Raw genomic sequence first — 22,505 nt, forward strand, 5'->3', positions numbered from 1 at the left:
TTGAGGTGGGTAGCGTTTCATGAAAAAAATCGTCCTGGTGATCAAAGATGCTTATTCTTACGCAGGCACTGAGAACATCTGTAACTTTATGTCGGAATGTCTTGGTGAGATGCACGATGTCACCCTCTATTCGCTGGAAGGCAGCGGAAAAACATTCTATCCCTTCGAGCACGTCAAAGAGATCGTGAGCTTTGAAGGAGACAGTAATCCGATCAAAAGTGCTGTTAACCGCATCCACGCCGAAGATTTTGACACTGTTTTCCTGATTAGCATGGGGCGTCTGAGCGTGATGTTCGCGTTCTGGAACCTGCTGGCAATGAAGAAAAAGCGTGGCAAAGCCTATGCCTGCGAACACATCGCCATTAACTCCTTCAGTAAACCAATCAAATTCCTCAAATATCTGCTGTTGCGCTACTACGACTGCGTGATTGTCCTGACAGAGAAGGATCATCAGGTTTTCAGTCGCTGGCGCATTCCCAGCAAGCAAATCCCTAATCCAGTGGTTTATAAAGCCTTTCAGCGTCAGACGCGCAGCCGCCAGGCGCTAGCGGTGGGGCGTCTGGATCACCAAAAAGGTTTCGATTTACTGTTGGATATCTGGCGTGATTTTGCCAAAACCCATCCTGACTGGACGCTGGTGATTGCGGGCGATGGTGAGCTGCGCCAGCAATTGCAGGATCAAGCCGCAGTGCTGGGCATCACTGATAGCGTTAATTTTGTCGGCAAGGTCAGCAATATCAATGACTACTACCGTAACAGTGATATGGCATTAATGACTTCACGCTACGAAGGATTGCCGCTGGTGTTACTGGAAGCGAAATCCTGGTCATTACCGGTGGTGGCATATGACTGCCCAACCGGTCCCCAGGAGATCATCAATCACGCTGAAGATGGTTTCCTGGTGCCAATGAATGATAAAGCGACATTTTTAGCCCGCATGGATCAGCTGGCGAGCGACGATGCGCTGTTTTACAGCATGAGCGAAAAAACAAAGGATACCGCACTGAAATTTGACGGTAACCAAATCAAGCAAAGCTGGCTGGCGTTGGTTTAACACGGGCACACGAAGCCTGTTTGCAAAATGCCTCAAGGGATGTAGCCACGGCCGGTAATGCGGCCTTTTTAACCATGGGAAAGTCTGATGAAAAGAAGAGAAGTGTTGCAAACCGCAGCTTCAGCCATTGTTGGTGCTCTCTCTGTGAGTACTTTTTCCAGCTATGCAGCAAAAAGTAATGGCACAGCCCTGACACCTGTTGATGCTGCTGACATTCCAAAAGGGGACGTGCCGATTCTGACCCCGGAAAATGTCTATGCCATGCCCTCGCAATTTTGGCAAAGTTTTGAAGGCAAGTTGTGGATAGGTAAAGCGGGCAGCGATGCCAGCAAAGCAGGTAACCAAATCCCGGTTTTCTTGCGTGATGCCAGCGGTAAAGTGTCGGAAATCAGCCAGCCCATAGCCTTGAATAAAGGCAACTTTGCGCAGTTTATTCATGATAACTCAGCGTTAATCGCCGATCCGTCTCACTCAATGACGGTAGAAGATAACAAGGGTGAAACGCTGTTTAGCATTGCGGATGTAAGCCGTCCCGGTCAGGCTGATTTCAGTCAGCGTCTGGCGCAACCGACGGGCTATCAACTGATTGGTGAAATCGCTTCAGTAGAGGAGTTGCGCAAAACGCGCCCGCTGTTTGAAGGGGCAAAAATCAAGTTAAAAAGCTGGCATGCTGGCTTTGAAGTCGGTGGCGGTGAGTTCATCGGCAGTTTTACGGATGCCAAAGATGATGAAGGCGTCAATTTTGCCGGTCAGGGGTTTCACTGGCGACGTGTCGTGGAAGATTACAACCGTCTGACACTGTTTGATTTTGGTGCCATTGCCGACGGTAAAACAGATACCGCGCCCGCGATAGAAGCGATGTATCAGTGGTCACTGCAGGCGAATCAGCAAATTTGCGTGCAATTTCCAGCGGGTACCTTCTTTGTTACCGCCTGTGATTTTGGCAAAGAGCCACTGCGCTTCTTCCGCATTTCAGGCGCGATGGTCAATTTTGGCTATTTCCCCGCGACTACGCTGATATCAGACGGCAAATCTGAATTTATTTTTGATATGAATGCGCGTTGGGTTGAGATTTCTAACCTGATTTTTAACGGCAATACGGACACCAATCCGAATAAACAGGGGCTTTTCCGCAATGTTTGCCCTGGCGGACAATTTTTCCGTGGCGCCTGTCTGCGCTTTAGTCGCGTAGGCGGCACGGCAATCAGCCTGCTGGATACACTCGATTGCAAAATCGACCAGTGGTACGCCTCACGCTGCACCGGTGATGTGATTAAAGCGGGCTGGTCCGGGCAAAAAAAAGGCAACTGGGATCACAGCACTGCCATTGAATTATCAAACTTCAATGCGCAGCACTGCCGTGGCGGCAAAGTGCTGAATTTGCCGCGCTGTGGTCAGTCCATTATTCATAACGGCTGGATAGAACACTGCGATTATCCTGGCGACATCTCAAACGGCCAGTGGATTGTTGATGCGCTCAGCCTGGAAGATTGTAAAAACCCGCTGATTGCCCACAACTCGCGTCTGAATATGCGTCAGACCAATCTGCAATCGGGCAGTTGGATCGATAACTCGGCGCAGGGCGACCGCCTGCTCAGCATCTGGGAAATGGGCTCAACCCGGGTTGAATCATACGGCGTGGCGATAGATGGCAGCCTTAATTACAACTACATCACCTCGCGCTGGCGGCTGGAAAACAACAGCAATCAACAGACCTGGTTCGAGCTTGGCAGCCTTTACTCACCGAATGTGGGTGACGCGTGGGAAATCGAGATTTTTGGTCAGTCGCAGTTCAGCAATGGCACGGATAACGCGGCGTTGATGCATGTCGTTAATGGCAACACGACCGGCGGTCGCGCGGTGATTCACGTTCAGCGTAAAAAAGCTAAATCCGAAGCCAGCTGGTCAGCCGAAGGCAGCAGTCCGGTGGTTGAAGTGCGCTACATTGCGGCCCATGACACGGATGTGCGGATCTTCGTTAAGCTGGCGGGATGGATGCCTGCCGCGGCGGTGTTGGTAAAAGGCACCGGTAAAACACGCTTTGATACCGGACGCTGTGCCCGGGTAAACGCCAAAATGGTGAAAGGCACTCCTCCAGGCGGCGACGGTAGCCAGCTTGCGCCACAGCGTTTCAGCCTGCACAACGGCAAAGCCGGAATCGGCGCGAATGAGCAGGGCGATCTGTTGCTGGCCTCGCGTCCCCTGTCAGACGATCAGGTTGATACCCGCGAGCCCGCTGGATTTGTTTCGGTGGTAATCAACGGCAAACAGGTCGCAATGCCTTACTTCTCAATTAAATCGTGAGGGTGATTACTGGCCGCCGTTACACACGCGGCCAGTTATGTATGAAGCAGAACCTTTGGGTACTTTTTGCCTTATTGCACATTTTTAACAGAGTTCACTTTGCCAGTTTGGACGATGGCGGCTTACAGAATTAAAAAAATTCATTCGGAGTTTTTATGAAAATTTTATTGGTGGGTAACCATACCTGTGGAAATCGTGGGGATGGCGCGATTCTCCGTGGACTGATTGACTCAATGCAGTCCGCACGCAGTGATTTAGATATTGATGTGATCAGTCGTTATCCAACCAGCTCTGGTTATTTGCTTCAGCAGGACATTCAACAGGATTCACTGTTTCTGCATAACAGTAAGTCAGCGAAGGGGTTAGTCGGCTCGGTAAAACGCAAGGTAGCCAATCGCCTGATGCCTGACATTATGATGGCGCATCTCGGCAAAGGCGGTATATACAAGTCGTTTGCGGTTCCTCCTCACCTGAAAGCGTTTACCGAAAGCCTGAAAAAATATGATGCGATTATTCAGGTTGGCGGTTCGTTTTTCGTTGATCTCTATGGCGTGACCCAGTTTGACCATGCACTCTGCGCACTGATGGCAAAAAAACCGATTTATATGATCGGTCATTCCGTTGGGCCGTTCCAGAATCCGCGCGTTAATGCGTTAGCCAATTTTGTTTTTGATCGCGTAAACAGCCTGGTGTTGCGTGAATCAGTGAGTCTTGATTTGATGAAGCGCGACGGCGTGACCAGCAGCAAAGTGGCCGCTGGCGTGGATACTGCGTTTTTGGTGAAGGCGCGTGAAGTGGCCAACCCAAGCCACAACCTGTTGCACTGGAAATCAATAATCAGTGCCCGTAAAACCATTGCGATTACCGTGCGTGAACTGGCACCGTTTGACAAACGTCTGGGTGTCACCCAAAAAGAGTATGAAGAAGCCTTCGGGCGCGTGATTAACGCAATGATCGCTGAAGGTTATCAGGTTGTCGCTTTCTCAACCTGTACCGGCATCGACAGCTACGCAAAAGATGACCGCATGGTGGCACTGACGCTGCGCGAGCATGTTGAGCACCCTGAGCATTACCATGTCATCATGGATGAGTTTAATGACCTTGAGTTGGGAATTCTTTTAAGCCACTGTCATTTGACGATTGGCACACGCTTGCATTCCGCCATTATTTCAATGAACTTCGGAACACCTGCCGTTGCTATCAACTATGAGCACAAGTCGATGGGCGTGATGAATCAGCTTGGCCTGCCGCAGATGGCAACCGATGTACAAAGCCTGATGGACGGCTCGCTGATCGACAAGGTCCAGACGGTCCTGGCTGATTACGACAACATCAGGCAGAAGGTCAACACGGCCGTTGCGAATGAAAGGGAAATTGGCAATCGGATCACTGAAGAGATTCTCAAAGTATTAGGGTAATGAGATGAAGCTGACTTTTTTCACCATGCGTTTCCCGGTTGCCTCTGAGACATTTGTGCTGAATCAGGTAACCCATTTTATTGATGCCGGTTACGACGTGGAGATTATTTCGGTATTTCCGGGTGATTTGGTGAACCGGCATGCGGCCTTCGATGAATATGGACTGGCGGCAAAGACGCACTATTTACTGCCAGAAGAGAAAGTCTCGCTTATCGATAAGCTGAACCAGCGTCTGAGGCTGGTATTGCCCAGGTTAGCGAAACCCTCGCTGCTTCGTTCGCTCAACGTGCGCCGCTACGGCGCACAATCCAGCAAGCTGCTGTTGCCGTCTATTGTCGCCAATGCCAGTCAAACCTTCACGGCAGACGTCTTTTTGGTGCATTTCGGCTACGCCGGTGCGTTAGCCAATAAACTGCGTGAACTGGGTGTGTTACAGGGTAAACAAGCCACCGTATTTCACGGCGCGGATATTTCGCGTCGTCATATTCTCAAAGAGCACAAATACGATTACGTTAACCTGTTTAAGCAGAGTGAACTGATGCTGCCGATCAGCAATCTGTGGAAAAACAAGTTGATCGAAATGGGCTGTCCACCTGAAAAAATTCATGTTACGCGCATGGGAATTGAGCCGGAAAAATTCAATTTCCAGCCGCGGCAGGGCTTTCATAAGCCGCTGCGTATTGTTTCAGTTGCACGTCTTACCGAGAAGAAAGGGCTGGATGTGGCAGTAAAAGCCAGTGCTATTCTGAGACAGCGTGGCGGCAAGTTCCAGTACACCATTATTGGTAATGGCGATCAGGATGAAATGATGCGCGCCTTCATTGCTGAGGAAGGCATGGAAGATTGCGTCACCATGCCGGGCTTTAAGCCGCAGGATGAGATTCGCCGCGCGCTAAGCGACGCAGACATTTTCCTGCTACCGTCAAAAACCGCGGCCGATGGCGATATGGAAGGTATTCCCGTGGCGTTGATGGAAGCGATGGCGGTGGGGTTACCGGTGGTATCCACCTTTCACAGCGGTATTCCTGAACTGATTGAAAACAACGTTTCCGGCTGGCTGGTGGAAGAAGATGATCCACGGGCGCTGGCGGAAACATTGCTGAAACTCACGTTTGGTGATGTAGATGTTGCCCCGGTTGTCGCAGCGGCCCGACATAAAGTTGAGACCGAATTCAATCAGCATATCGCTTATGGCGAGCTGGCGCAGATTCTGGAGCGGATGGTGTGAGTGGATTAAAGTCACAGGCAATGTGGTTGTTTGGCAGTACCTGTTTTTCTGCGGTACTTCAGGTCGCACAACTCAGTATTCTTGCCCGTAAGCTGGAAGCCCATGAGTTGGGGCTTTTGGCTATTATCAATGCCATTCTGGCTGTCGCCAGCGTATTGCAAGATATGGGGATGAGTAGTTACATCGTACATCGTCAGGATATTACCCGTCGCGAGCAGAGCACTATCTATTGGGTAAACGTCTCGCTCAGTCTTTGTACCGGTGTGATCATGCTCGCCATCGCGTTCCCGGTGGCGTGGTTTTATCATCTGCCGGAACTGGTTGGTTTGATCATGCTGACCAGCCTTAACTTCCTGGTGCTGGGCCATCTTTCGCAATACCAGGCGCACTACATCAAGACGAAACGCATGGTGTCGCTGGCGAAAATCGAAATGGGCACTAAGCTGTTCGCTTTTTTGTGTGTCGTCGCCATGCTGGAGTTTACCTCGCTGACGGTTGCGGCAGCGATTCTTGGTCTGTTTATCAACGCCTTTACGCGCATTCTTTGTATGATCACCTTTGGTGAGAAATCCTGGCGTCCGACGTGGGAATTCGACAAAGCGACATTTATCAGCGCGGTACGTTACGGTATTTATCAGTTAGGCTCGCAGACCATTAACCAGCTACGCACCCAGGCAGATGCGCTGGTGGTGGGGAAAGTGATGGGAGCGGAGATGCTGGGCGTCTATTCACTGGCGAAAGAGCTGGTGCTGCAACCGCTGAAACTGGTTTCGCCGGTGATTAATCGCCTGGCATTGCCACGTTTTGCCGAGAAGCAGCACGATGCAGAGCAACTGAAGAAGCTGTTCCTCAAGGGTACTTTCGTCATTATGATGTTCAGTAGCCTCATGTACCTGGTGATTGGTATCTTCTCGCCAGTGATTGTGCGCGTACTGTATGGCGCGTCGCATGAGCAGGTTTATCACCTCATTCCGCTGATGTTGCTGTTTGGTATGCTGCGCCCAATGGGCGGCTTAACGGGCGCTATTTCGCAGGCGAATGGACGCACCAACGTTGAGTTTTACTGGAACGTTGTGGCAAGCCTGGTGGTGATGGCGGTGTTAGCCACGACCTTTATCTGGCCGAATGTGCTCTATGTCGCCTTAACGCTCTCTATTTCGCAGGTATTAATTGCGGCCTTTGCGCATCCGTTCTTTATAAAACCGGTGATTGGTATTCGCTTTTTGCCTTATGCCCGCCAGTGGGTATCTGTATCAGTGGTGTTTGTCGCGGTGATTTTGCTGGTCAATCACTTTGATCTGTTTGTGATGCCGCAATGGTTTGAACAGTGGTTATAACCACAGGATAAGCGTTAATCACGGGCGACTTTATGTCGCCCGTTTCTTTTTATGGCTGGTCTTAGCGATCATTTTATTTATTTTGAGCAGATCGAATTTAAACAGCAGATTACTGATTGTCTTTCCTGAGATTCTGATGTCTGACGCAATGGGCAAAAAGCCGAATTTCTAAGATTTGACAGCGAGTTAGTGTAGGTTTTTCAGATAAAGATTATACTTGCAGTTCTGGCCGATCCTGCATAATCGACCCATGTCATCACTTCATTAAATGGAACAAATATGACCAAGCTTAAAGCAGTAATCCCGGTTGCGGGTCTCGGTATGCATATGCTCCCAGCGACGAAAGCCATTCCGAAAGAGATGCTGCCCGTCGTGGATAAACCGATGATCCAATACATTGTGGATGAGTGTGTTGCAGCGGGTATTAAAGAGATTGTGCTGGTCACCCACGCTTCCAAAAATGCAGTTGAAAACCATTTTGATACCACCTACGAGCTGGAAGCTCTGCTCGAAGCGCGTGTAAAACGTCAGTTACTGAGTGAAGTGCAGTCAATTTGTCCTCCAGGCGTGACAATCATGAACGTGCGCCAGGCACAGCCGCTGGGTCTTGGTCACTCTATTTTGTGTGCCCGCCCAATGATTGGCGACAATCCTTTTGTGGTGGTACTGCCGGATGTCCTGCTGGATGACTCTACCGCCGACCATTTACGCTACAACCTGGCCGCGATGGTGGCACGCTTTGAAGAAACGGGCCATAGCCAGGTGCTGGCGAAACACATGCCTGATTCCGATCTGTCTGAGTATTCAGTGATTACCACTGAAAATGCGCTGGATAATCCAGGCGATGTCAGCAGCATCACCAATTTTGTTGAGAAGCCGGACGCGCCAAATGAACTGAATTCAGACCTGGCCGCGGTGGGTCGTTATGTACTCTCTGCTGATATCTGGGCAGAGTTAGAGCACACCGAGCCGGGCGCATGGGGCCGTATTCAGCTCACTGATGCCATTGCCAGCCTGAGCAAAAAGAAAACCGTCGATGTCTCACTGCTCACAGGTCACAGCTTCGATTGCGGACGTAAGCTGGGCTACATGCAGGCGTTCGTCTCTTATGGCTTGCGTAACAACACGCAGGGCCGTGATTTCCGCGAAGCTATTCAAAAAATCCTGGCGAAGTAACCTTCAACATTTATGTGCCGCGTTTTGACGCGGCAGAGAGAAAGGAGTTCACATGGCTATTTTAGTAACGGGCGGCGCAGGCTATATCGGCTCCCATACGGTGCTGGCGCTGTTGCAGCGTGGCGACGACGTTGTAGTACTGGATAACCTGTGTAATGCCTCGCGCGAAGCGATTAGCCGCGTTGAAAAGCTGGCGGGTAAACAGGCCACTTTTGTTGAAGGCGATATTCGCGACCGCGCTTGCTTACGCGATCTGTTTGCATCGAACAGCATTTCTGCCGTGATTCATTTCGCTGCGCTGAAAGCCGTGGGCGAATCTACCCGCATGCCGCTTGAATACTATGAAAACAATGTTGCCGGTACGGTAGTGCTGTTAGAAGAAATGCGCAGCGCGGGCGTATGGAACTTTATTTTTAGCTCTTCAGCGACCGTTTATGGCGCAGATGCACCGGTTCCTTATGTAGAAACCACGCCGATTGGCGGAACCACCAGCCCATACGGCACTTCCAAGCTGATGACCGAATTGGTGATGCGAGATTTCGCTAAGGCTGAACCCAACTTCAGATCCATTGCATTGCGCTACTTCAACCCAGTGGGCGCCCATGAGTCTGGTGAGATTGGCGAAGATCCAACCGGTATTCCTAACAACCTGTTGCCTTATATTGCTCAGGTTGCGATTGGGCGTCTTGAAAAGCTGGGTGTATTTGGCGGCGATTATGACACGCCAGATGGCACCTGCCTGCGTGACTACATTCACGTTGTTGACCTGGCAGAAGGGCATCTGAAGGCGCTGGATCATTTAGAAAAAGTTGAAGGCTATAAAGCTTACAACCTTGGCGGTGGCAAAGGCTTTTCCGTGCTGGAAATGATCAAGGCTTTCGAACAAGCGTCTGGCAAAACCATTCCCTTTGACATCAAACCCCGCCGCGAGGGTGACCTGCCTGCTTTCTGGGCAGATGCTTCACTGGCGAACAACGAGCTGGACTGGCGCGTGACGCGGGGTATTGACGAGATGATGCGTGACACGTGGAACTGGCAGCAAAAAAATCCAAACGGTTTTCGTTGATTTTTTTTAGGGCGATATTGCTCGCCCTTCGTTTTCTCCAAATAAAAAGACTCTTCTGTTTTTTTCATAAAATTCTGATTGTCCGCTATTGACGCATCAGCAACCATCATCTACGCCTAATAAGCGGTTAATACATGTACTAACGTTCATTACTTAAAATCATTTTGTTCGTCATTGTTTAACGCGAGTGATAGAATTTGAAATTATCCATTGATAATTCTGCTTAATTTACTTTCGTAATAAAGAGTTATCTTTCAATGAAATACTGTTGGCTGCTGCTATGCTCAGTAACAGATTTCACTCTGGCCGAAGATAATCAGCGTCGTGGGAGCTGTGACCCAAGGGCGGTAGCGTGTTTAAAGACTGCTAAAGATTGTCTGTTTTATATACAGGCAGCGATGCCTCAGTTAGCTTGTCAGGATTAACGAAACGTTATGAAGATTTTAATTACGGGTGGTGCAGGTTTTATCGGTTCGGCAGTTGTTAGACATGTTATTAATAATACCGATGATGATGTTATTAATATTGATAAATTGACCTATGCAGGTAATCTCGAGTCGCTAAAAGATGTCAGCCAAAATCCTCGCTATCAATTTAAACATGTTGATATTTGCGATGGACAGGCCATCAGTAACATCCTCAATGAATGCCAACCCGATGCGATTATGCATCTGGCAGCAGAGAGCCACGTTGATCGCTCAATAACCGGCCCGGCAGAATTTGTACAGACTAACGTTGTCGGTACTTATGCGCTGCTGGAAGCCTGCCGCCAGTACTGGTCAGCCCTACCCGAAGCGCGTAAAAATGCGTTTCGCTTCCATCATATTTCTACTGACGAAGTTTATGGCGATCTGCCTCATCCTGACGAAATGGAAGGTGAGTTGCCGCTGTTCACTGAAGAAACGCCTTACGCGCCAAGCAGCCCTTACTCTTCAACCAAAGCCGCCAGCGATCATTTGGTCCGAGCCTGGGGTCGCACCTACAAATTGCCGGTTATTGTTACTAACTGCTCCAATAACTACGGGCCTTATCATTTCCCTGAAAAATTGATTCCGTTGATCATCAGCAATGCGCTCGAAGGTAAGCCTCTGCCTGTTTACGGTAAAGGCGACCAAATTCGTGACTGGTTATATGTTGAAGATCACGCGCGTGCGCTTTACACGGTGGTGAAAAAAGCACAGCCGGGCAGTACCTACAACATCGGTGGTCATAACGAAAAGAAAAACCTTGATGTTGTGCTTACACTCTGTGAATTGCTTGACCAGCTCCGCCCGAAAGCTGCGCCTTACAGCGATCAAATTACCTATGTCCAGGACAGACCTGGTCATGACCGACGCTATGCGATAGATGCGTCGAAAATTGAAAGGGATCTGGGCTGGAAGCCTCAGGAGACGTTTGAAACCGGTTTAAAGAAAACGGTGGAATGGTATCTGAATAACCCGGAGTGGGTTGAGCATGTTAAAAGTGGTGCTTATCAAAACTGGATCGAAGAAAACTACGAGAAGCGTAGCTAATGAATATTCTTTTATTTGGTAAAAATGGTCAGGTAGGCTGGGAATTGCAACGTGCGCTGGCACCGCTGGGTAGTCTGACTGCACTGGATCGACACTCTACTGACTACTGTGGTGATTTCGAAAACCCCACCGGCATTGCTGAAACCGTGCGCAAATTACAGCCAGCCGTGATAGTTAATGCGACGGCTTATACTGCGGTGGACAAAGCAGAGTCAGAACAAGAGAAAGCCCAGCTTATCAACGCCACTGCACTTGAAGCCTTAGCCAAAGCGGCAGAGGAGTGCGGCGCATGGTTAGTACACTATTCTACCGATTATGTGTTTGATGGCTCAGGCGATACGCCGTGGAAAGAGAGCGATGTAACAGCGCCGCTTAATGTCTACGGCCAAACCAAACTTGAAGGCGAACAGGCTATTGCGCGCAACATGCGTCATTACCTGATCTTTCGCACCAGCTGGGTTTATGCCGCACGCGGTAATAACTTTGCCAAGACCATGATTCGCTTAGCCAAAGATCGTGACACATTATCGGTAATCAACGATCAGTTCGGTGCCCCTACGGGTGCAGATTTAATTGCAGACAGCACGGCACATGCTATTCGTGTTGCCTTAGAAAAGCCGGAAGTCAGTGGGCTTTATCACCTGATCGCCGCAGGAACCACAACCTGGTATGATTATGCCGGTAAGGTTATCCGTTATGCGCAGAGCAAGGGAATCGAATTAAATGTTAAAACCATTAATCCGGTAGCCACGTCCGCTTTTCCTACTCCAGCGAAACGTCCAGGCAATTCACGTTTAGACACACGTAAATTCAGGGAAACCTTCGCGCTCACGCTTCCTGACTGGGAAACGGGTGTCACTCGCCTTATCGATGAGCTGTATGCATAAAGCGTGTCCGATGGAATATCTATTAATTAAAGGGTGAATGTCGTGAAGAACAGCAAAGGTATTATTCTGGCGGGTGGCTCGGGTACGCGCCTTTATCCGGTGACGATGGCGGTTAGTAAACAACTGCTGCCGATTTATGATAAACCGATGATCTATTATCCACTGAGCACGCTGATGCTGGCGGGGATCCGCGATATTTTGATTATCAGTACCCCACAGGATACGCCACGCTTTGAAAGTCTGTTAGGTGACGGATCCCAGTGGGGAATCAGCATCCAGTATAAGGTGCAAGAAAGCCCGGATGGGCTGGCTCAGGCGTTTATTCTGGGTGAAGAGTTTATCGGTAATGATGCCTGCGCACTTATTTTGGGCGACAACATCTTTTACGGACACGACCTGCATAAGCAACTTGAAGAAGCCTGTAAAAAGAGCAGGGCGCAACGGTATTTGCTTACCACGTACACGATCCGGAACGTTACGGTGTGGTCGAGTTTGATCAGACGGGTAAAGCCATTTCACTGGTTGAGAAGCCAGCAGTGCCGAAAAGCAATTATGCTGTGACAGGCCTCTATTTTTACGATAACAGTGTGGTTGAAATGGCTAAGAACCTTAAGCCCTCACCACGCGGCGAGCTAGAAATTACCGATATCAATAATCTTTACCTGGAAAAAGGTGCGCTTTCCGTCTCTATCATGGGGCGTGGCCATGCCTGGTTAGATACCGGCACGCACCAAAGCCTGAACGAAGCCAACAACTTTATCCAGACGATTGAAACGCGTCAGGGATTAAAAGTTGCCTGCCCGGAAGAGATTGCTTACCGCATGGGCTTTATCGATCGTGAGAAGTTGAAAACGCTGGCTCAGCCTTTGATGAAAAATGAATACGGTAAATATTTGATGTCGCTTTATGAAGGTAAATTGTAATGAAAGTCATCGAAACGAAAATTCCTGACGTAAAAATTATTGAGCCGTCTGTTTTCGGTGATGAGCGCGGTTTCTTTATGGAAACCTGGCAGCAGAAGAAGTTTGAAGAGCTGGTTTGTCCACGCCAGTTTGTCCAGGATAATCATTCTAAATCATCGAAAGGTATTCTGCGTGGGCTGCATTATCAGACGGAAAATACCCAAGGGAAGTTGGTCCGCGTTGTGTCGGGTGAAGTCTTTGATGTTGCCGTAGATATGCGACAATCTTCTTCAACGTTTGGGCAGTGGGTTGGTGTGTTTTTGTCCGCAGATAATAAGCGTCAGCTTTGGGTTCCGGAAGGATTCGCACATGGTTTCCTGGTAACGTCAGACAGTGCTGAGTTTGTTTATAAGTGCACTGACTATTATAACCCTAAAGCAGAACACTCATTGCTCTGGAATGACGCGACTATCGGAATTGAATGGCCGTTAGCTGAAGGCGTGCAACCATTACTTTCGGCTAAAGATATGGAAGGGCTTTCGTTTCAGAAAGCCGTTTACTTTAACTAAGTCAGATAGTCAGCATAATCGCTGACTATTTTGTTTTTTAAATGAAGAATGTTATGCAGTACAGCATACTTTCTTCAAAATGATATCAAAGCAAACGTGAAAACTTCCGATTTTGGCACTGTCAGTATCCTGTTAGGTACATATAACGGAGAGCTGTACATTCAACGACAACTCGATTCAATACGTGCTCAAACTTATCAAAACTGGGTATTGTATGTTTCCGATGATGGTTCAGTTGACCGTACACTTGAAATAATCAAAAGTTTTGCCAGGGAATTACCTCCCGGTAAAGTAAATATTTTACAAGGCCCTCATAAAGGTTTTGCTCAAAACTTTCTGCATCTCTTAAAAAACAAATCAATTCAGTCGCCTTATTATGCATTTTGCGATCAGGATGATATTTGGTTGGAAGATAAACTTGAAAGAGCTCTCAATATTGCTAATGATGCAAAAAGGGATAATCAAACTGAGTTGTTATATGGTGGCAGAACTGAGCTAATCGATGAAAATGAGTTGCCTTTAGGCTATTCGCCTCAGTTTAAAAAAAGAATTTTCATTCAAAAATGCCCTAATACAAAGTTATGCTGGCGGTAATACAATGCTTTTTAATCACAGTTTAAAAAAACGTGTCGAGAGTATACCCGCTGATATTGAAATCGTATCGCATGACTGGTTTTTATATATTTTATGTTCTGGATTGGGTGGGGTGATTATTTACGATCCCCAACCTGGTCTTTTATATCGACAGCATCAAAATAATCTGGTTGGGAGCAATAATCACTTTTTTTCAAAAGTATATAGGCTAAAAAAATTGTTCTCGGGAGAGTTTAGACGCTGGACTAAAATTAATGATCGATGGATTAAATTTTTTATTGAAGATTTTACTCTGGAAAATCAAAAGATATGCAAAACCTTTTCAGGCTGTTCCAGTCCGAATGCATTTTTCAGAGTGAAAAGTTTTATTTATGCGAAAGTGTATAGGCAATATAAATTAGAAACATTCATTTTCATGATTATGAGCGCACTTAATAAGCTGAAATAGGAATTTGGTGGGGAATATGAAGAGAGCTATTCAGGTTTTTTTTAGATTATGCATCAAGGTTATGCTTTTTATTTATTTTGGTTTACTATCTTGGCGCGATAGCAAAAAATTAAAAAGTATACACATGTTATTAAAACCACTGATTTCAACGGTGGTAAAGTTATGCTGCTAGCCCTGTATGAAAAAAGCACCTTAAGAAATGATACAAAAGAACTCCTGAAAGTTGCTAAAGAACAAAATATATTTGTAATCGCCGTAAACACATTGAAATTGAAAGCTGAAGAGTATCCTGATTCTTTAGTTGATGTGTACATCGAAAGAGAAAATTTCGGTAGGGATTTCGGTAGTTATCAGGCTGGAATGAAATACATTTATGAAAATAAGATTGATACCAGCTGCGAAAGATTGTTGATTATTAATGATAGTGTATTCTTTTCACTAAAAAATCTGAGTGCGTTTATCTACGAGCTTTTTAATTCAAAAACAGAAGTACTCGGCGCGACTGAAAACAGCCAACACTCCCATCATTTAGGTTCATTTTGCATTTCTGTAAATGGTGATATTGTCAGGAATGAACGCTTTAAAAACTATTGGTATGGCTACAAACTATCTAATGTACGCCCACTAGTTATTAAGCGCGGCGAGTTTGCTTTGAGTAAGTTACTAAAATCTTTGGCTAGCTCAGAACAAAATTTTAAATCAATATTTAACATTTCCTTTATGGAAGATAAGTTAAAAAATGATGCTAATTTCTTTAATCATTTCTTTTATTATCGCCGTGAAGGTGAAAGAGCGTGGTATAATCAAAGTATCACTTCTTTGTTTAAAAATGATGAAGTATTGCGATCGTATTATAGTCGTTTCGTGCAAAATGAAAACTTCAAAAAATATGAATTTAAATTAAATTTTCTTGAAAAGAATAAAGCTTTACTTCCAAGCAGCAATCTTAGTTATGATCTCGAAGAAAAAGAGCTAAAAAATGTTGACTATTTGGAAGTCATAAAATTTTTTGAAGTAGAGAATATTGAGAAAAATCCTGATCTACATATTCTTAAGCAACGACTAATATATCTTTATCTTGATGAATTTACCTTAGGTTCACAAATACACATTAACTGTCTGGCACTGCATCACGTTGGTTTACCTATTATTAAACTGGATCTTATTTTCCGCTGTGTATGTAATCTAAATGATATTATTAAACTCAGAGATCAACTTGACGAGTCTCAGAGAGATGATTTTATGACATTAATGACATCACGGCTATGTGGCGACAGATTTTTGGTGGGGCTTGACCGTTTGGCATATCAACATGGAATTTTGTAATGAATTTTTTGAAAAGCTCACCAGGCTTAGATGATTTAATATCAGCTATCCGTAACTTCCATATCATTAGGGTAATGGGAAGTCAGGATATTCGCATGCGTTATAAACGCTCAAAAATGGGACCGTTTTGGATCACAATCAGCATGGCTGTTATGATCACAACAATGGGATTAGTATTCGGGAATTTATTTAAAACGGATGTTAAAGAATTCCTCCCTTTTTTGACGTTAGGACTCATAATCTGGAATTTCTTATTGAGTAGTATCACTGAAGGATGCGATGCTTTAATTTCTTCAGAAGGTATTATTAAACAATTGCCTGTTCCTCTTCATGTTCACGTTCTTCGGGTGATTTGGAAAAATTTAATTATTTTTCTGCATAATATTGTAATACTTCCGCTGGTACTTTTGGCTGTAGGTAAGGGCCTGGCCTGGGAAGCTCTGTTAGCAGTTCCTGGTTTTTTACTGCTTATAGTTAATCTTTCATGGGTATTAATGGTACTTTCTCTGGTATGTGCACGTTACAGAGATATGACGCAAATCGTATTAAGTATTATGCAAGTAATATTTTATCTCACACCTGTTATCTGGATGCCAAAATTATTAACGCATCGTACAGGTGAAGCTTTGTTAAATTTCAATCCTCTTTATCATCTTATAGAATTAGTCCGTGCGCCATTGTTGGGCACAATTCCCGCCCCTGCTAGTTATTATACGGCTATCATTATGGCAGTTTTAGGTGTTTGTTTTTCAACTTATATGACTAGCAAATATAAGTATCGTGTCCCGTACTGGGTGTAGGAATATATATGGCATGTATTAAATTTCAGGATGTAGGAATTGAATTTCCTATATTCAATGCTGCTGCCCGTTCGATAAAGAAAGGGTTTATTAATTTTGCTACTGGTGGAAAAGTTGGCGAAAGCAATGGCAAAGTTGTTGTGTCAGCATTAAATAATCTGAATTTTGAAATTAATGACGGAGAAAGAGTAGGGTTAATTGGACATAACGGAGCCGGTAAAACAACCTTGCTACGTATGTTTAGCCGTGTTTATCACCCTACAAGTGGAACGGCGATAATAAAAGGCGACATCGGCTCTTTGATTTCAATATCGCTTGGCATCAATCCTGAGTTTACTGGACGTGAAAATATCTATATCCGCGGAGCACTGTTAGGTCTAAAGAAGCGTGAAATTAACAGTAAAATCGAAGAGATTATTGAGTTTACCGATTTAGGTGATTTTATTGATATGCCGGTTAGAACCTATTCTTCTGGCATGCAAATGCGTTTAGGTTTTAGTGTATCAACCATCTTTACGCCAGAAATATTGCTAATGGATGAATGGCTTTCTGTGGGAGACGAAGGTTTTAAAGAAAAAGCTGAAAATCGTCTTACACATTTGATTAATTCCACAAAAATTTTAATACTCGCCAGCCATAGTTACGAACTTTTACAGAAAACCTGTACACGTATTCTTTGGCTGGAGCATGGCACAGTTAAAATGGACGGTAAACCTGATGATGTATTGCCACACTATTTTAAAGGTCATGCAAAAAAAGAGGATACTTTGACGCAATAATTGAGTAATTAGTATGCGGTTTGGCTATTTCTGAGTTTACTTTCTATCGCATCAATCACTACCTTTTTTTGCGTTTCATGAGTTAACATGTTTGCCACATTAGTTCGTTTGTCCAGATGACAGGCGAGTGAACCTCAGACAGGAGTATATAATGTCCAAGCAACAAATCGGCGTTGTAGGTATGGCAGTGATGGGCCGCAATTTGGCTCTTAATATTGAGAGCCGCGGTTATACTGTTTCTATCTTCAACCGTTCTCGTGAAAAGACTGATGAAGTCATCGCAGAGAACCAGGGCAAGAAACTCGCGCCTTATTACAGCATTGAGGATTTCGTTGAATCGCTGGAAAAACCGCGTCGCATTCTTCTGATGGTGCAGGCGGGTGAAGCCACTGATAAAACCATCGCTTCCCTGACTCCACACCTCGATAAAGGCGACATCCTGATTGATGGTGGTAACACCTTCTACAAAGATACTATCCGTCGTAACAAAGAACTTTCTGAGCAAGGTTTTAACTTCATTGGTACCGGCGTTTCTGGCGGCGAAGAGGGCGCACTGAAAGGCCCATCAATCATGCCTGGCGGTCAGAAAGAAGCCTATGAATTGGTTGCACCAATCCTGGATAAAATTGCTGCACGAGCAGAAGGTGAAGCCTGTGTCACTTACATCGGCCCAGATGGCGCGGGTCACTATGTAAAAATGGTACACAACGGTATCGAATATGGCGACATGCAGCTTATCGCAGAAGCATATTCTCTGCTGAAAGGCGCTTTGGGTCTGGACAACGAAGAGCTTGCTAAAACTTTCAGTGAGTGGAACGACGGTGAGCTGAGCAGCTACCTGATCGACATCACTAAAGATATCTTCACTAAGAAAGATGAAGATGGCAACTATCTGGTTGATGTCATCCTGGACGAAGCCGCTAACAAAGGTACCGGTAAATGGACCAGCCAGAGCTCTCTGGATCTGGGTGAGCCATTGTCACTGATCACCGAATCTGTCTTTGCTCGTTATCTCTCTTCACTGAAAACCCAGCGCGTTGCTGCATCAAAAGTGCTGAGTGGCCCAGAAGCAAAAACCTTTACTGGTGACAAAGCTGAATTCATTGAAAAAGTGCGTCGCGCACTTTACCTGGGCAAAATCGTTTCTTACGCTCAGGGCTTCTCGCAGCTGAAGGCGGCTTCTGAGCAGTACAACTGGGATCTGCACTACGGCGAGATCGCTAAGATTTTCCGTGCTGGCTGCATCATCCGTGCTCAGTTCCTGCAAAAAATCACTGATGCTTATGCCGAAGACGCCAATATTGCAAACCTGCTGTTAGCGCCTTACTTCAAAAACATCGCTGATGAATATCAGCAGGCGCTGCGTGATGTTGTCGCTTATGCGGTACAGAATGGTATCCCAACGCCAACCTTCTCCGCAGCGATTGCTTACTATGACAGCTATCGTTCAGCGGTACTGCCTGCAAACCTGATTCAGGCACAGCGTGACTACTTCGGCGCGCATACCTATAAGCGCATCGACAAAGACGGTGTATTCCACACCGAGTGGTTGGATTAATAAAAAAGCCACCTGCAAACTTGCGGGTGGCTTTATTTTCTCACCAGTTTTTTATTCTTTTGCCAGTATGATTTTCCCTTCCTGTTCCTTATTCAAGTTTTAGCCTTCGCCTTCGCTTAAATTACTTTTTCTTAACTGCTTAAACATGTCGTAAAGCCTTTGATCGTAGCGCGTTAATTTCTGATAAAAAGCAAGTATTTCAGTATTGGAAAAATCAGGCATTTCCTTGCTGGGAGAGAGGTTAGTAACAGGGAACGCATCTGGATTAGTTTGCCAGCCTGCAGCGTTTAATATAGCCAAAGAGTCTTCAGCGGCAGTTTCGCAAAAAGCGATATAATCAAGTGACTTTGTATTGCTTATGGCTCTAATAAAATCCTGCTCATCAATTCGATCATTATCAGCATTAGACAAATAACGCACCTGGCAATTATCAAAATATTTTCTGAACTGCGCACAGCTTTCAAATAATACATTCAGAGTATCGACATCATTTAGAGTGACGGACTGTAAGCGAGCAAATAATGCGTTTTCTTCCTCTGTATAAATATGACGCTCATGCGCACGTTCATCTGTGCCAAATGAACGAACCCATTTTAAATGGGAAACAGTCTGTGCGATGGGGTCACGCAAAAAAGTAAATCGAAACCACGAAGAGTTTCGAATAATTGAAAGTGGGTTTTTATAATCAATATGTGCAGAAACAAAGTCGAAGTCAGCGATGTTTTTATCAACTTCTGTGTAAATTGCAGGTTTACTTTCAATGTGCTCTACGCAAACCATTTTCTCCGAAACATACTTATTAAACGACGAGCCCGCAGTTTTAGGAATGTGCAGGAAAAAAATAGGTTTGGTGTCAGGGGCGCGTTTTCCATGGAAGTTGAAGTTATAGATCCTGCCCTCGCTTCTGCCATATTTTAAGTAATGCAAAACAGGATCGCTATTGCTTAAAACGATATCGCTATACATTTCTCGATAAAGTTCAGGATCAAAGTCGTCCGGGAGCGGAGCGACACCCGGCACGCTATAGCAACGCTTTTCATTAATGCCATATTGAAGATAATGTTCCGCCGCGTTCATTCCTGAGTTTTTCACATCTGGATTTAATGCTAAATAAACCAGTGAATTGAAATCTTCGGGCAAACAATGTAGATGGGAAAAAGCTGTCTGGTAAGGGCGCTGTTCTGATCTTCCGTACTTCTGGTAATGTTCTTTCGCATCCATGCCTGCGAGTCGCACATCTGGATTGAGCGCCAAATAGAGTTTTTCATCAAAGTTTTCAGGAATTGGGCTGTAATCTTTTTCAGACATAATGTTAGCTCATTTATAAAAATAACAATGAGGTTAACAAAGCCTTTTTTCCGGTACTGTTAAAAAGTTGCTTTATTTTAGTAAAACAGATAATTCCTAATAACAAGTTCAGGTCATTCTTTAAGCGAATAGCCTGAACTTGAAAAGCGATCTCTTATGCGATTAACCTTTATTCCACTAAAAGGGAGCCTGCGCGCTTCGCATTTTCTCCTGCCAGCCTTACTACCAGCATACCTGCCGTTGCAAACCGCACCCAGTGTCGGGCGTAAACAACGCCGCCAAACTCAGCGATCAGTGGCGTAATCTGATCGGTAATGGGATCGATAATTTCCGCGACAACTTCTCCCGCTTTTACCCATGCCCCTAACGCCTGGCGATAAAGAATCAGGCCTGAATGTGGCGCGTGGATATACTCACAGCCAGCCAGTGGCGTTGCCGGGTTAATCAAAGCTGGCGCTTCGCCAGCTTCACCCGCAATATAACCGCCTTCAACCAGCGCCTGGATAATCGCATCAGCATCTTTTTCAGCTTGTTCAGGTGACACGTCACGTACACCGCGCAGTTCAAGCGTTACCGGCAGCAGGCCACGCGGCATGGGATATTCTTTACCAAAACGTTCTGCCAGCGTCAGCCAGGGTTCGCAGCATGCTTCATCAAAGGGCTCACCGCCCGAAATCTGCGCCAGTAACTGCACTTCACTTCCCAGCCAGCGCGCCAGCGGTTCAATATCAGGCCAGGCGTGAGGCGTCGTATAGAGATGCGGTAACGCTTCCCAGTCACAGTGCAGGTCAATCATTAAATCAGCCTGACTGGCCATGCGCATCAGGGTAAAACGTTGGGCCTCTAATTCCGTTTTAGCAATGGTGTCGCGATAATGGCGATCAATCGCTTCACGAATGATTTGCTTATTATCTGACTCGTTTTGTGTTAAAGAGTGAGCCACTTTCGTTGCCAGAATCTCGCCCAGGGAAGGGAACTTGCGATTAAAATCCTGGCCAGAAAGGGTATGGAAACGTCCAAGATGGGTGCCATGCCAGTGCTGACCCAGCGCCAGAGGGTTTGCTACCGGCACCAGCGTAAACGCAGCTTTCAACTGACCAGCACATTCCAGCGCCTGGAGGCGCTTTTTCAGAAACCAGGCGACCGCCATACCGGGCAGTTCATCGCCATGCAGGGCCGCCTGAATATAAACCTGACGCTTATTGTCTTCGCCAAAGTGGAAGCTGATAATTTCGCGTTGTGTGCCCAACGAGGCGCTTAGCAGAGGATGATGTTGTTGATGCATATCTGTCCTGTCATCGGCAGCAGACGAGTAACCTGTCGTCCTTAAATTAAGCAGAGAATGAAATTATAGTGCTGGATTACGCCAGGCGGCATAAATACCGCCTGTGAGGTTATTGCTGAATAGAGATATCCGTCGCGAAATATTTTTTCTGAAGCTTATCGAAGGTGCCATTCTTTTTGATTTCACCAAAGGCACTGTCAAGGGCGGTTTTTAATTCACTGTCTCCCTTACGCAAACCGATAGCGGTACCCGGCCCGATGATAGGATCCTGCACGGTAGGGCCAGCCAGCTCGAAATCTTTGCCTTGCGGATGTTTCAGGAACCCCATGGCTGCCTGAGCAGCATCAGTAAAGACGGCATCGAGGCGGCCAGAAATCAAATCACTTTCAACCTGCGCCTGATCGCCATAAGGAACAACGGTTACGCCGTACGGCTGCCATTTCGCCAGTGCATAACGCTCCTGTACTGTGCCTTGCTCTACGCCTACGGTTTTGCCTTTCAGCGATTCTGCGGTGGGCAGAATATTAGCTCCTTTACGGGCAATCAGTTGGGTTTTGGTATCGTACAGCGGCACGGTGAAGTCGATCTGCTTCAGTCGCTCTTCGGTGATGCCCATATCAGACAGAATGGCATCAAATTTACGTGCTTTCAGGGCGGGAATCATGCCGTCAAACTGGCTTTCGACCCACACGCATTTAGCCTGTATCTGTTCACAAAGTGCATTCCCCAGATCGATATCAAAACCCACCAGCTTACCTTGTGGCGTTTTCGATTCAAAAGGCGGATAGGTGGGGTCAACGGCAAAGCGCACCTGCTCAATTTTCGCCTGCGCAGTGAAAGCACTGCCGGCCATCATTGCCAGTAGCAGCGTCTGACGCAAACGCGTTGAAAGGGTTTTGGGAGTGAAAAAACGTGCCATAGTAAAGTTCTTCTTTTGTCGTGATGTGTAGAA

General features: G+C 46.2%; 19 protein-coding genes and 1 pseudogene. 17 read left to right on the forward strand and 3 right to left on the reverse strand.

Annotated elements, in window-relative coordinates:
• Positions 1–19: 19 nt before the first annotated feature.
• The 17 genes and pseudogenes from O3W44_RS19000 to gndA all read left to right on the forward strand — a co-directional run bounded on the left by O3W44_RS19000 (position 20) and on the right by gndA (position 18,960).
• Positions 20–1,054 carry a glycosyltransferase family 4 protein gene (locus O3W44_RS19000; RefSeq protein WP_269294261.1) on the forward strand — a complete coding sequence of 345 codons (1,035 nt, stop codon included), beginning with the start codon at positions 20–22 and terminating at the stop codon, positions 1,052–1,054.
• Between the two features lie 87 nt (positions 1,055–1,141).
• Positions 1,142–3,358: a phage tailspike protein gene (locus O3W44_RS19005; RefSeq protein WP_269294262.1), complete on the forward strand. Its 2,217-nt coding sequence runs from the start codon at positions 1,142–1,144 to the stop codon at positions 3,356–3,358.
• Between the two features lie 155 nt (positions 3,359–3,513).
• Positions 3,514–4,776 (forward strand): colanic acid biosynthesis pyruvyl transferase WcaK, encoded by a 1,263-nt coding sequence (gene wcaK / locus O3W44_RS19010; RefSeq protein WP_269294263.1) that lies wholly within the window; start codon positions 3,514–3,516, stop codon positions 4,774–4,776.
• Positions 4,777–4,780: 4 nt separating this feature from the next.
• Complete coding sequence (locus O3W44_RS19015) at positions 4,781–6,004, forward strand: glycosyltransferase (protein ID WP_269294264.1); 1,224 nt, start codon at positions 4,781–4,783, stop codon at positions 6,002–6,004.
• A complete protein-coding gene (locus O3W44_RS19020) occupies positions 6,001–7,341 on the forward strand; it encodes a lipopolysaccharide biosynthesis protein (RefSeq protein WP_269294265.1) in 1,341 nt (446 codons plus the stop codon). Before O3W44_RS19015 ends, O3W44_RS19020 begins: the two co-directional genes overlap by 4 nt.
• A gap of 279 nt (positions 7,342–7,620) precedes the next feature.
• Complete coding sequence (galF, locus tag O3W44_RS19025; RefSeq protein WP_269294266.1) at positions 7,621–8,517, forward strand: UTP--glucose-1-phosphate uridylyltransferase GalF; 897 nt, start codon at positions 7,621–7,623, stop codon at positions 8,515–8,517.
• 52 nt (positions 8,518–8,569) lie between these two features.
• The gene (gene galE, locus O3W44_RS19030; protein WP_269294267.1) at positions 8,570–9,583 is read left to right on the forward strand and encodes a UDP-glucose 4-epimerase GalE; all 1,014 of its coding nucleotides are present in this window, start codon (positions 8,570–8,572) and stop codon (positions 9,581–9,583) included.
• A gap of 434 nt (positions 9,584–10,017) precedes the next feature.
• On the forward strand, positions 10,018–11,097 hold the full coding sequence (gene rfbB, locus O3W44_RS19035; protein WP_269294268.1) for a dTDP-glucose 4,6-dehydratase: 1,080 nt from the start codon (positions 10,018–10,020) through the stop codon (positions 11,095–11,097).
• Positions 11,097–11,984: a dTDP-4-dehydrorhamnose reductase gene (gene rfbD, locus O3W44_RS19040; RefSeq protein ID WP_269294269.1), complete on the forward strand. Its 888-nt coding sequence runs from the start codon at positions 11,097–11,099 to the stop codon at positions 11,982–11,984. The genes rfbB and rfbD overlap by 1 nt, the downstream gene beginning before the upstream one ends.
• 42 nt (positions 11,985–12,026) lie before the next feature.
• Positions 12,027–12,907: pseudogene (rfbA, locus tag O3W44_RS19045) on the forward strand (glucose-1-phosphate thymidylyltransferase RfbA).
• Positions 12,907–13,455, forward strand: coding sequence for a dTDP-4-dehydrorhamnose 3,5-epimerase (gene rfbC, locus O3W44_RS19050; protein WP_269294270.1), 549 nt, complete (start codon positions 12,907–12,909; stop codon positions 13,453–13,455). Before rfbA ends, rfbC begins: the two are co-directional and overlap by 1 nt.
• Positions 13,456–13,551: 96 nt before the next feature.
• On the forward strand, positions 13,552–14,049 hold the full coding sequence (locus O3W44_RS19055) for a glycosyltransferase (RefSeq protein WP_269294271.1): 498 nt from the start codon (positions 13,552–13,554) through the stop codon (positions 14,047–14,049).
• 4 nt (positions 14,050–14,053) lie between these two features.
• Positions 14,054–14,497 (forward strand): hypothetical protein, encoded by a 444-nt coding sequence (locus O3W44_RS19060; RefSeq protein ID WP_269294272.1) that lies wholly within the window; start codon positions 14,054–14,056, stop codon positions 14,495–14,497.
• A 162-nt stretch (positions 14,498–14,659) separates the two neighbouring features.
• Positions 14,660–15,823: a rhamnan synthesis F family protein gene (locus O3W44_RS19065; RefSeq protein WP_269294273.1), complete on the forward strand. Its 1,164-nt coding sequence runs from the start codon at positions 14,660–14,662 to the stop codon at positions 15,821–15,823.
• Positions 15,823–16,623: an ABC transporter permease gene (locus tag O3W44_RS19070; RefSeq protein WP_269294274.1), complete on the forward strand. Its 801-nt coding sequence runs from the start codon at positions 15,823–15,825 to the stop codon at positions 16,621–16,623. Before O3W44_RS19065 ends, O3W44_RS19070 begins: the two co-directional genes overlap by 1 nt.
• An 8-nt stretch (positions 16,624–16,631) precedes the next feature.
• The gene (locus O3W44_RS19075) at positions 16,632–17,402 is read left to right on the forward strand and encodes an ABC transporter ATP-binding protein (protein ID WP_269294275.1); all 771 of its coding nucleotides are present in this window, start codon (positions 16,632–16,634) and stop codon (positions 17,400–17,402) included.
• Positions 17,403–17,553: 151 nt separating this feature from the next.
• Complete coding sequence (gndA, locus tag O3W44_RS19080) at positions 17,554–18,960, forward strand: NADP-dependent phosphogluconate dehydrogenase (RefSeq protein ID WP_269294277.1); 1,407 nt, start codon at positions 17,554–17,556, stop codon at positions 18,958–18,960.
• Between the two features lie 99 nt (positions 18,961–19,059).
• On the opposite strand, the gene O3W44_RS19085 is transcribed toward gndA, so the two are convergent.
• The 3 genes from O3W44_RS19085 to O3W44_RS19095 all read right to left on the reverse strand — a co-directional run bounded on the left by O3W44_RS19085 (position 19,060) and on the right by O3W44_RS19095 (position 22,472).
• Entirely contained in the window at positions 19,060–20,268 is a 1,209-nt protein-coding gene (locus tag O3W44_RS19085; RefSeq protein ID WP_269294278.1) for a sulfotransferase family 2 domain-containing protein, read from the reverse strand.
• A 169-nt stretch (positions 20,269–20,437) separates the two neighbouring features.
• Entirely contained in the window at positions 20,438–21,553 is a 1,116-nt protein-coding gene (locus tag O3W44_RS19090; protein WP_269294279.1) for a succinylglutamate desuccinylase/aspartoacylase family protein, read from the reverse strand.
• Between the two features lie 109 nt (positions 21,554–21,662).
• The gene (locus tag O3W44_RS19095) at positions 21,663–22,472 is read right to left on the reverse strand and encodes an ABC transporter substrate-binding protein (protein WP_269294281.1); all 810 of its coding nucleotides are present in this window, start codon (positions 22,470–22,472) and stop codon (positions 21,663–21,665) included.
• Positions 22,473–22,505: the final 33 nt, after the last annotated feature.

This window comes from Pantoea sp. LMR881 (genome assembly GCF_027157825.1).
Lineage (GTDB): Bacteria > Pseudomonadota > Gammaproteobacteria > Enterobacterales > Enterobacteriaceae > Pantoea > Pantoea haifensis.

What these genes read in the sequence shown, in the direction of transcription:
- O3W44_RS19075 (WP_269294275.1), top strand. Translation starts at nt 16,632, where the DNA reads ATGGCATGTATTAAATTTCAGGATGTAGGAATTGAATTTCCTATATTC.
- wcaK (WP_269294263.1), top strand. Translation starts at nt 3,514, where the DNA reads ATGAAAATTTTATTGGTGGGTAACCATACCTGTGGAAATCGTGGGGAT.
- O3W44_RS19015 (WP_269294264.1), top strand. Translation starts at nt 4,781, where the DNA reads ATGAAGCTGACTTTTTTCACCATGCGTTTCCCGGTTGCCTCTGAGACA.
- rfbC (WP_269294270.1), top strand. Translation starts at nt 12,907, where the DNA reads ATGAAAGTCATCGAAACGAAAATTCCTGACGTAAAAATTATTGAGCCG.
- O3W44_RS19095 (WP_269294281.1), bottom strand. Translation starts at nt 22,472, where the DNA reads ATGGCACGTTTTTTCACTCCCAAAACCCTTTCAACGCGTTTGCGTCAG.
- O3W44_RS19090 (WP_269294279.1), bottom strand. Translation starts at nt 21,553, where the DNA reads ATGCATCAACAACATCATCCTCTGCTAAGCGCCTCGTTGGGCACACAA.
- galE (WP_269294267.1), top strand. Translation starts at nt 8,570, where the DNA reads ATGGCTATTTTAGTAACGGGCGGCGCAGGCTATATCGGCTCCCATACG.
- O3W44_RS19065 (WP_269294273.1), top strand. Translation starts at nt 14,660, where the DNA reads ATGCTGCTAGCCCTGTATGAAAAAAGCACCTTAAGAAATGATACAAAA.
- rfbD (WP_269294269.1), top strand. Translation starts at nt 11,097, where the DNA reads ATGAATATTCTTTTATTTGGTAAAAATGGTCAGGTAGGCTGGGAATTG.
- O3W44_RS19060 (WP_269294272.1), top strand. Translation starts at nt 14,054, where the DNA reads ATGCTTTTTAATCACAGTTTAAAAAAACGTGTCGAGAGTATACCCGCT.
- O3W44_RS19085 (WP_269294278.1), bottom strand. Translation starts at nt 20,268, where the DNA reads ATGTCTGAAAAAGATTACAGCCCAATTCCTGAAAACTTTGATGAAAAA.
- galF (WP_269294266.1), top strand. Translation starts at nt 7,621, where the DNA reads ATGACCAAGCTTAAAGCAGTAATCCCGGTTGCGGGTCTCGGTATGCAT.
- gndA (WP_269294277.1), top strand. Translation starts at nt 17,554, where the DNA reads ATGTCCAAGCAACAAATCGGCGTTGTAGGTATGGCAGTGATGGGCCGC.
- O3W44_RS19005 (WP_269294262.1), top strand. Translation starts at nt 1,142, where the DNA reads ATGAAAAGAAGAGAAGTGTTGCAAACCGCAGCTTCAGCCATTGTTGGT.
- O3W44_RS19000 (WP_269294261.1), top strand. Translation starts at nt 20, where the DNA reads ATGAAAAAAATCGTCCTGGTGATCAAAGATGCTTATTCTTACGCAGGC.
- O3W44_RS19070 (WP_269294274.1), top strand. Translation starts at nt 15,823, where the DNA reads ATGAATTTTTTGAAAAGCTCACCAGGCTTAGATGATTTAATATCAGCT.
- rfbB (WP_269294268.1), top strand. Translation starts at nt 10,018, where the DNA reads ATGAAGATTTTAATTACGGGTGGTGCAGGTTTTATCGGTTCGGCAGTT.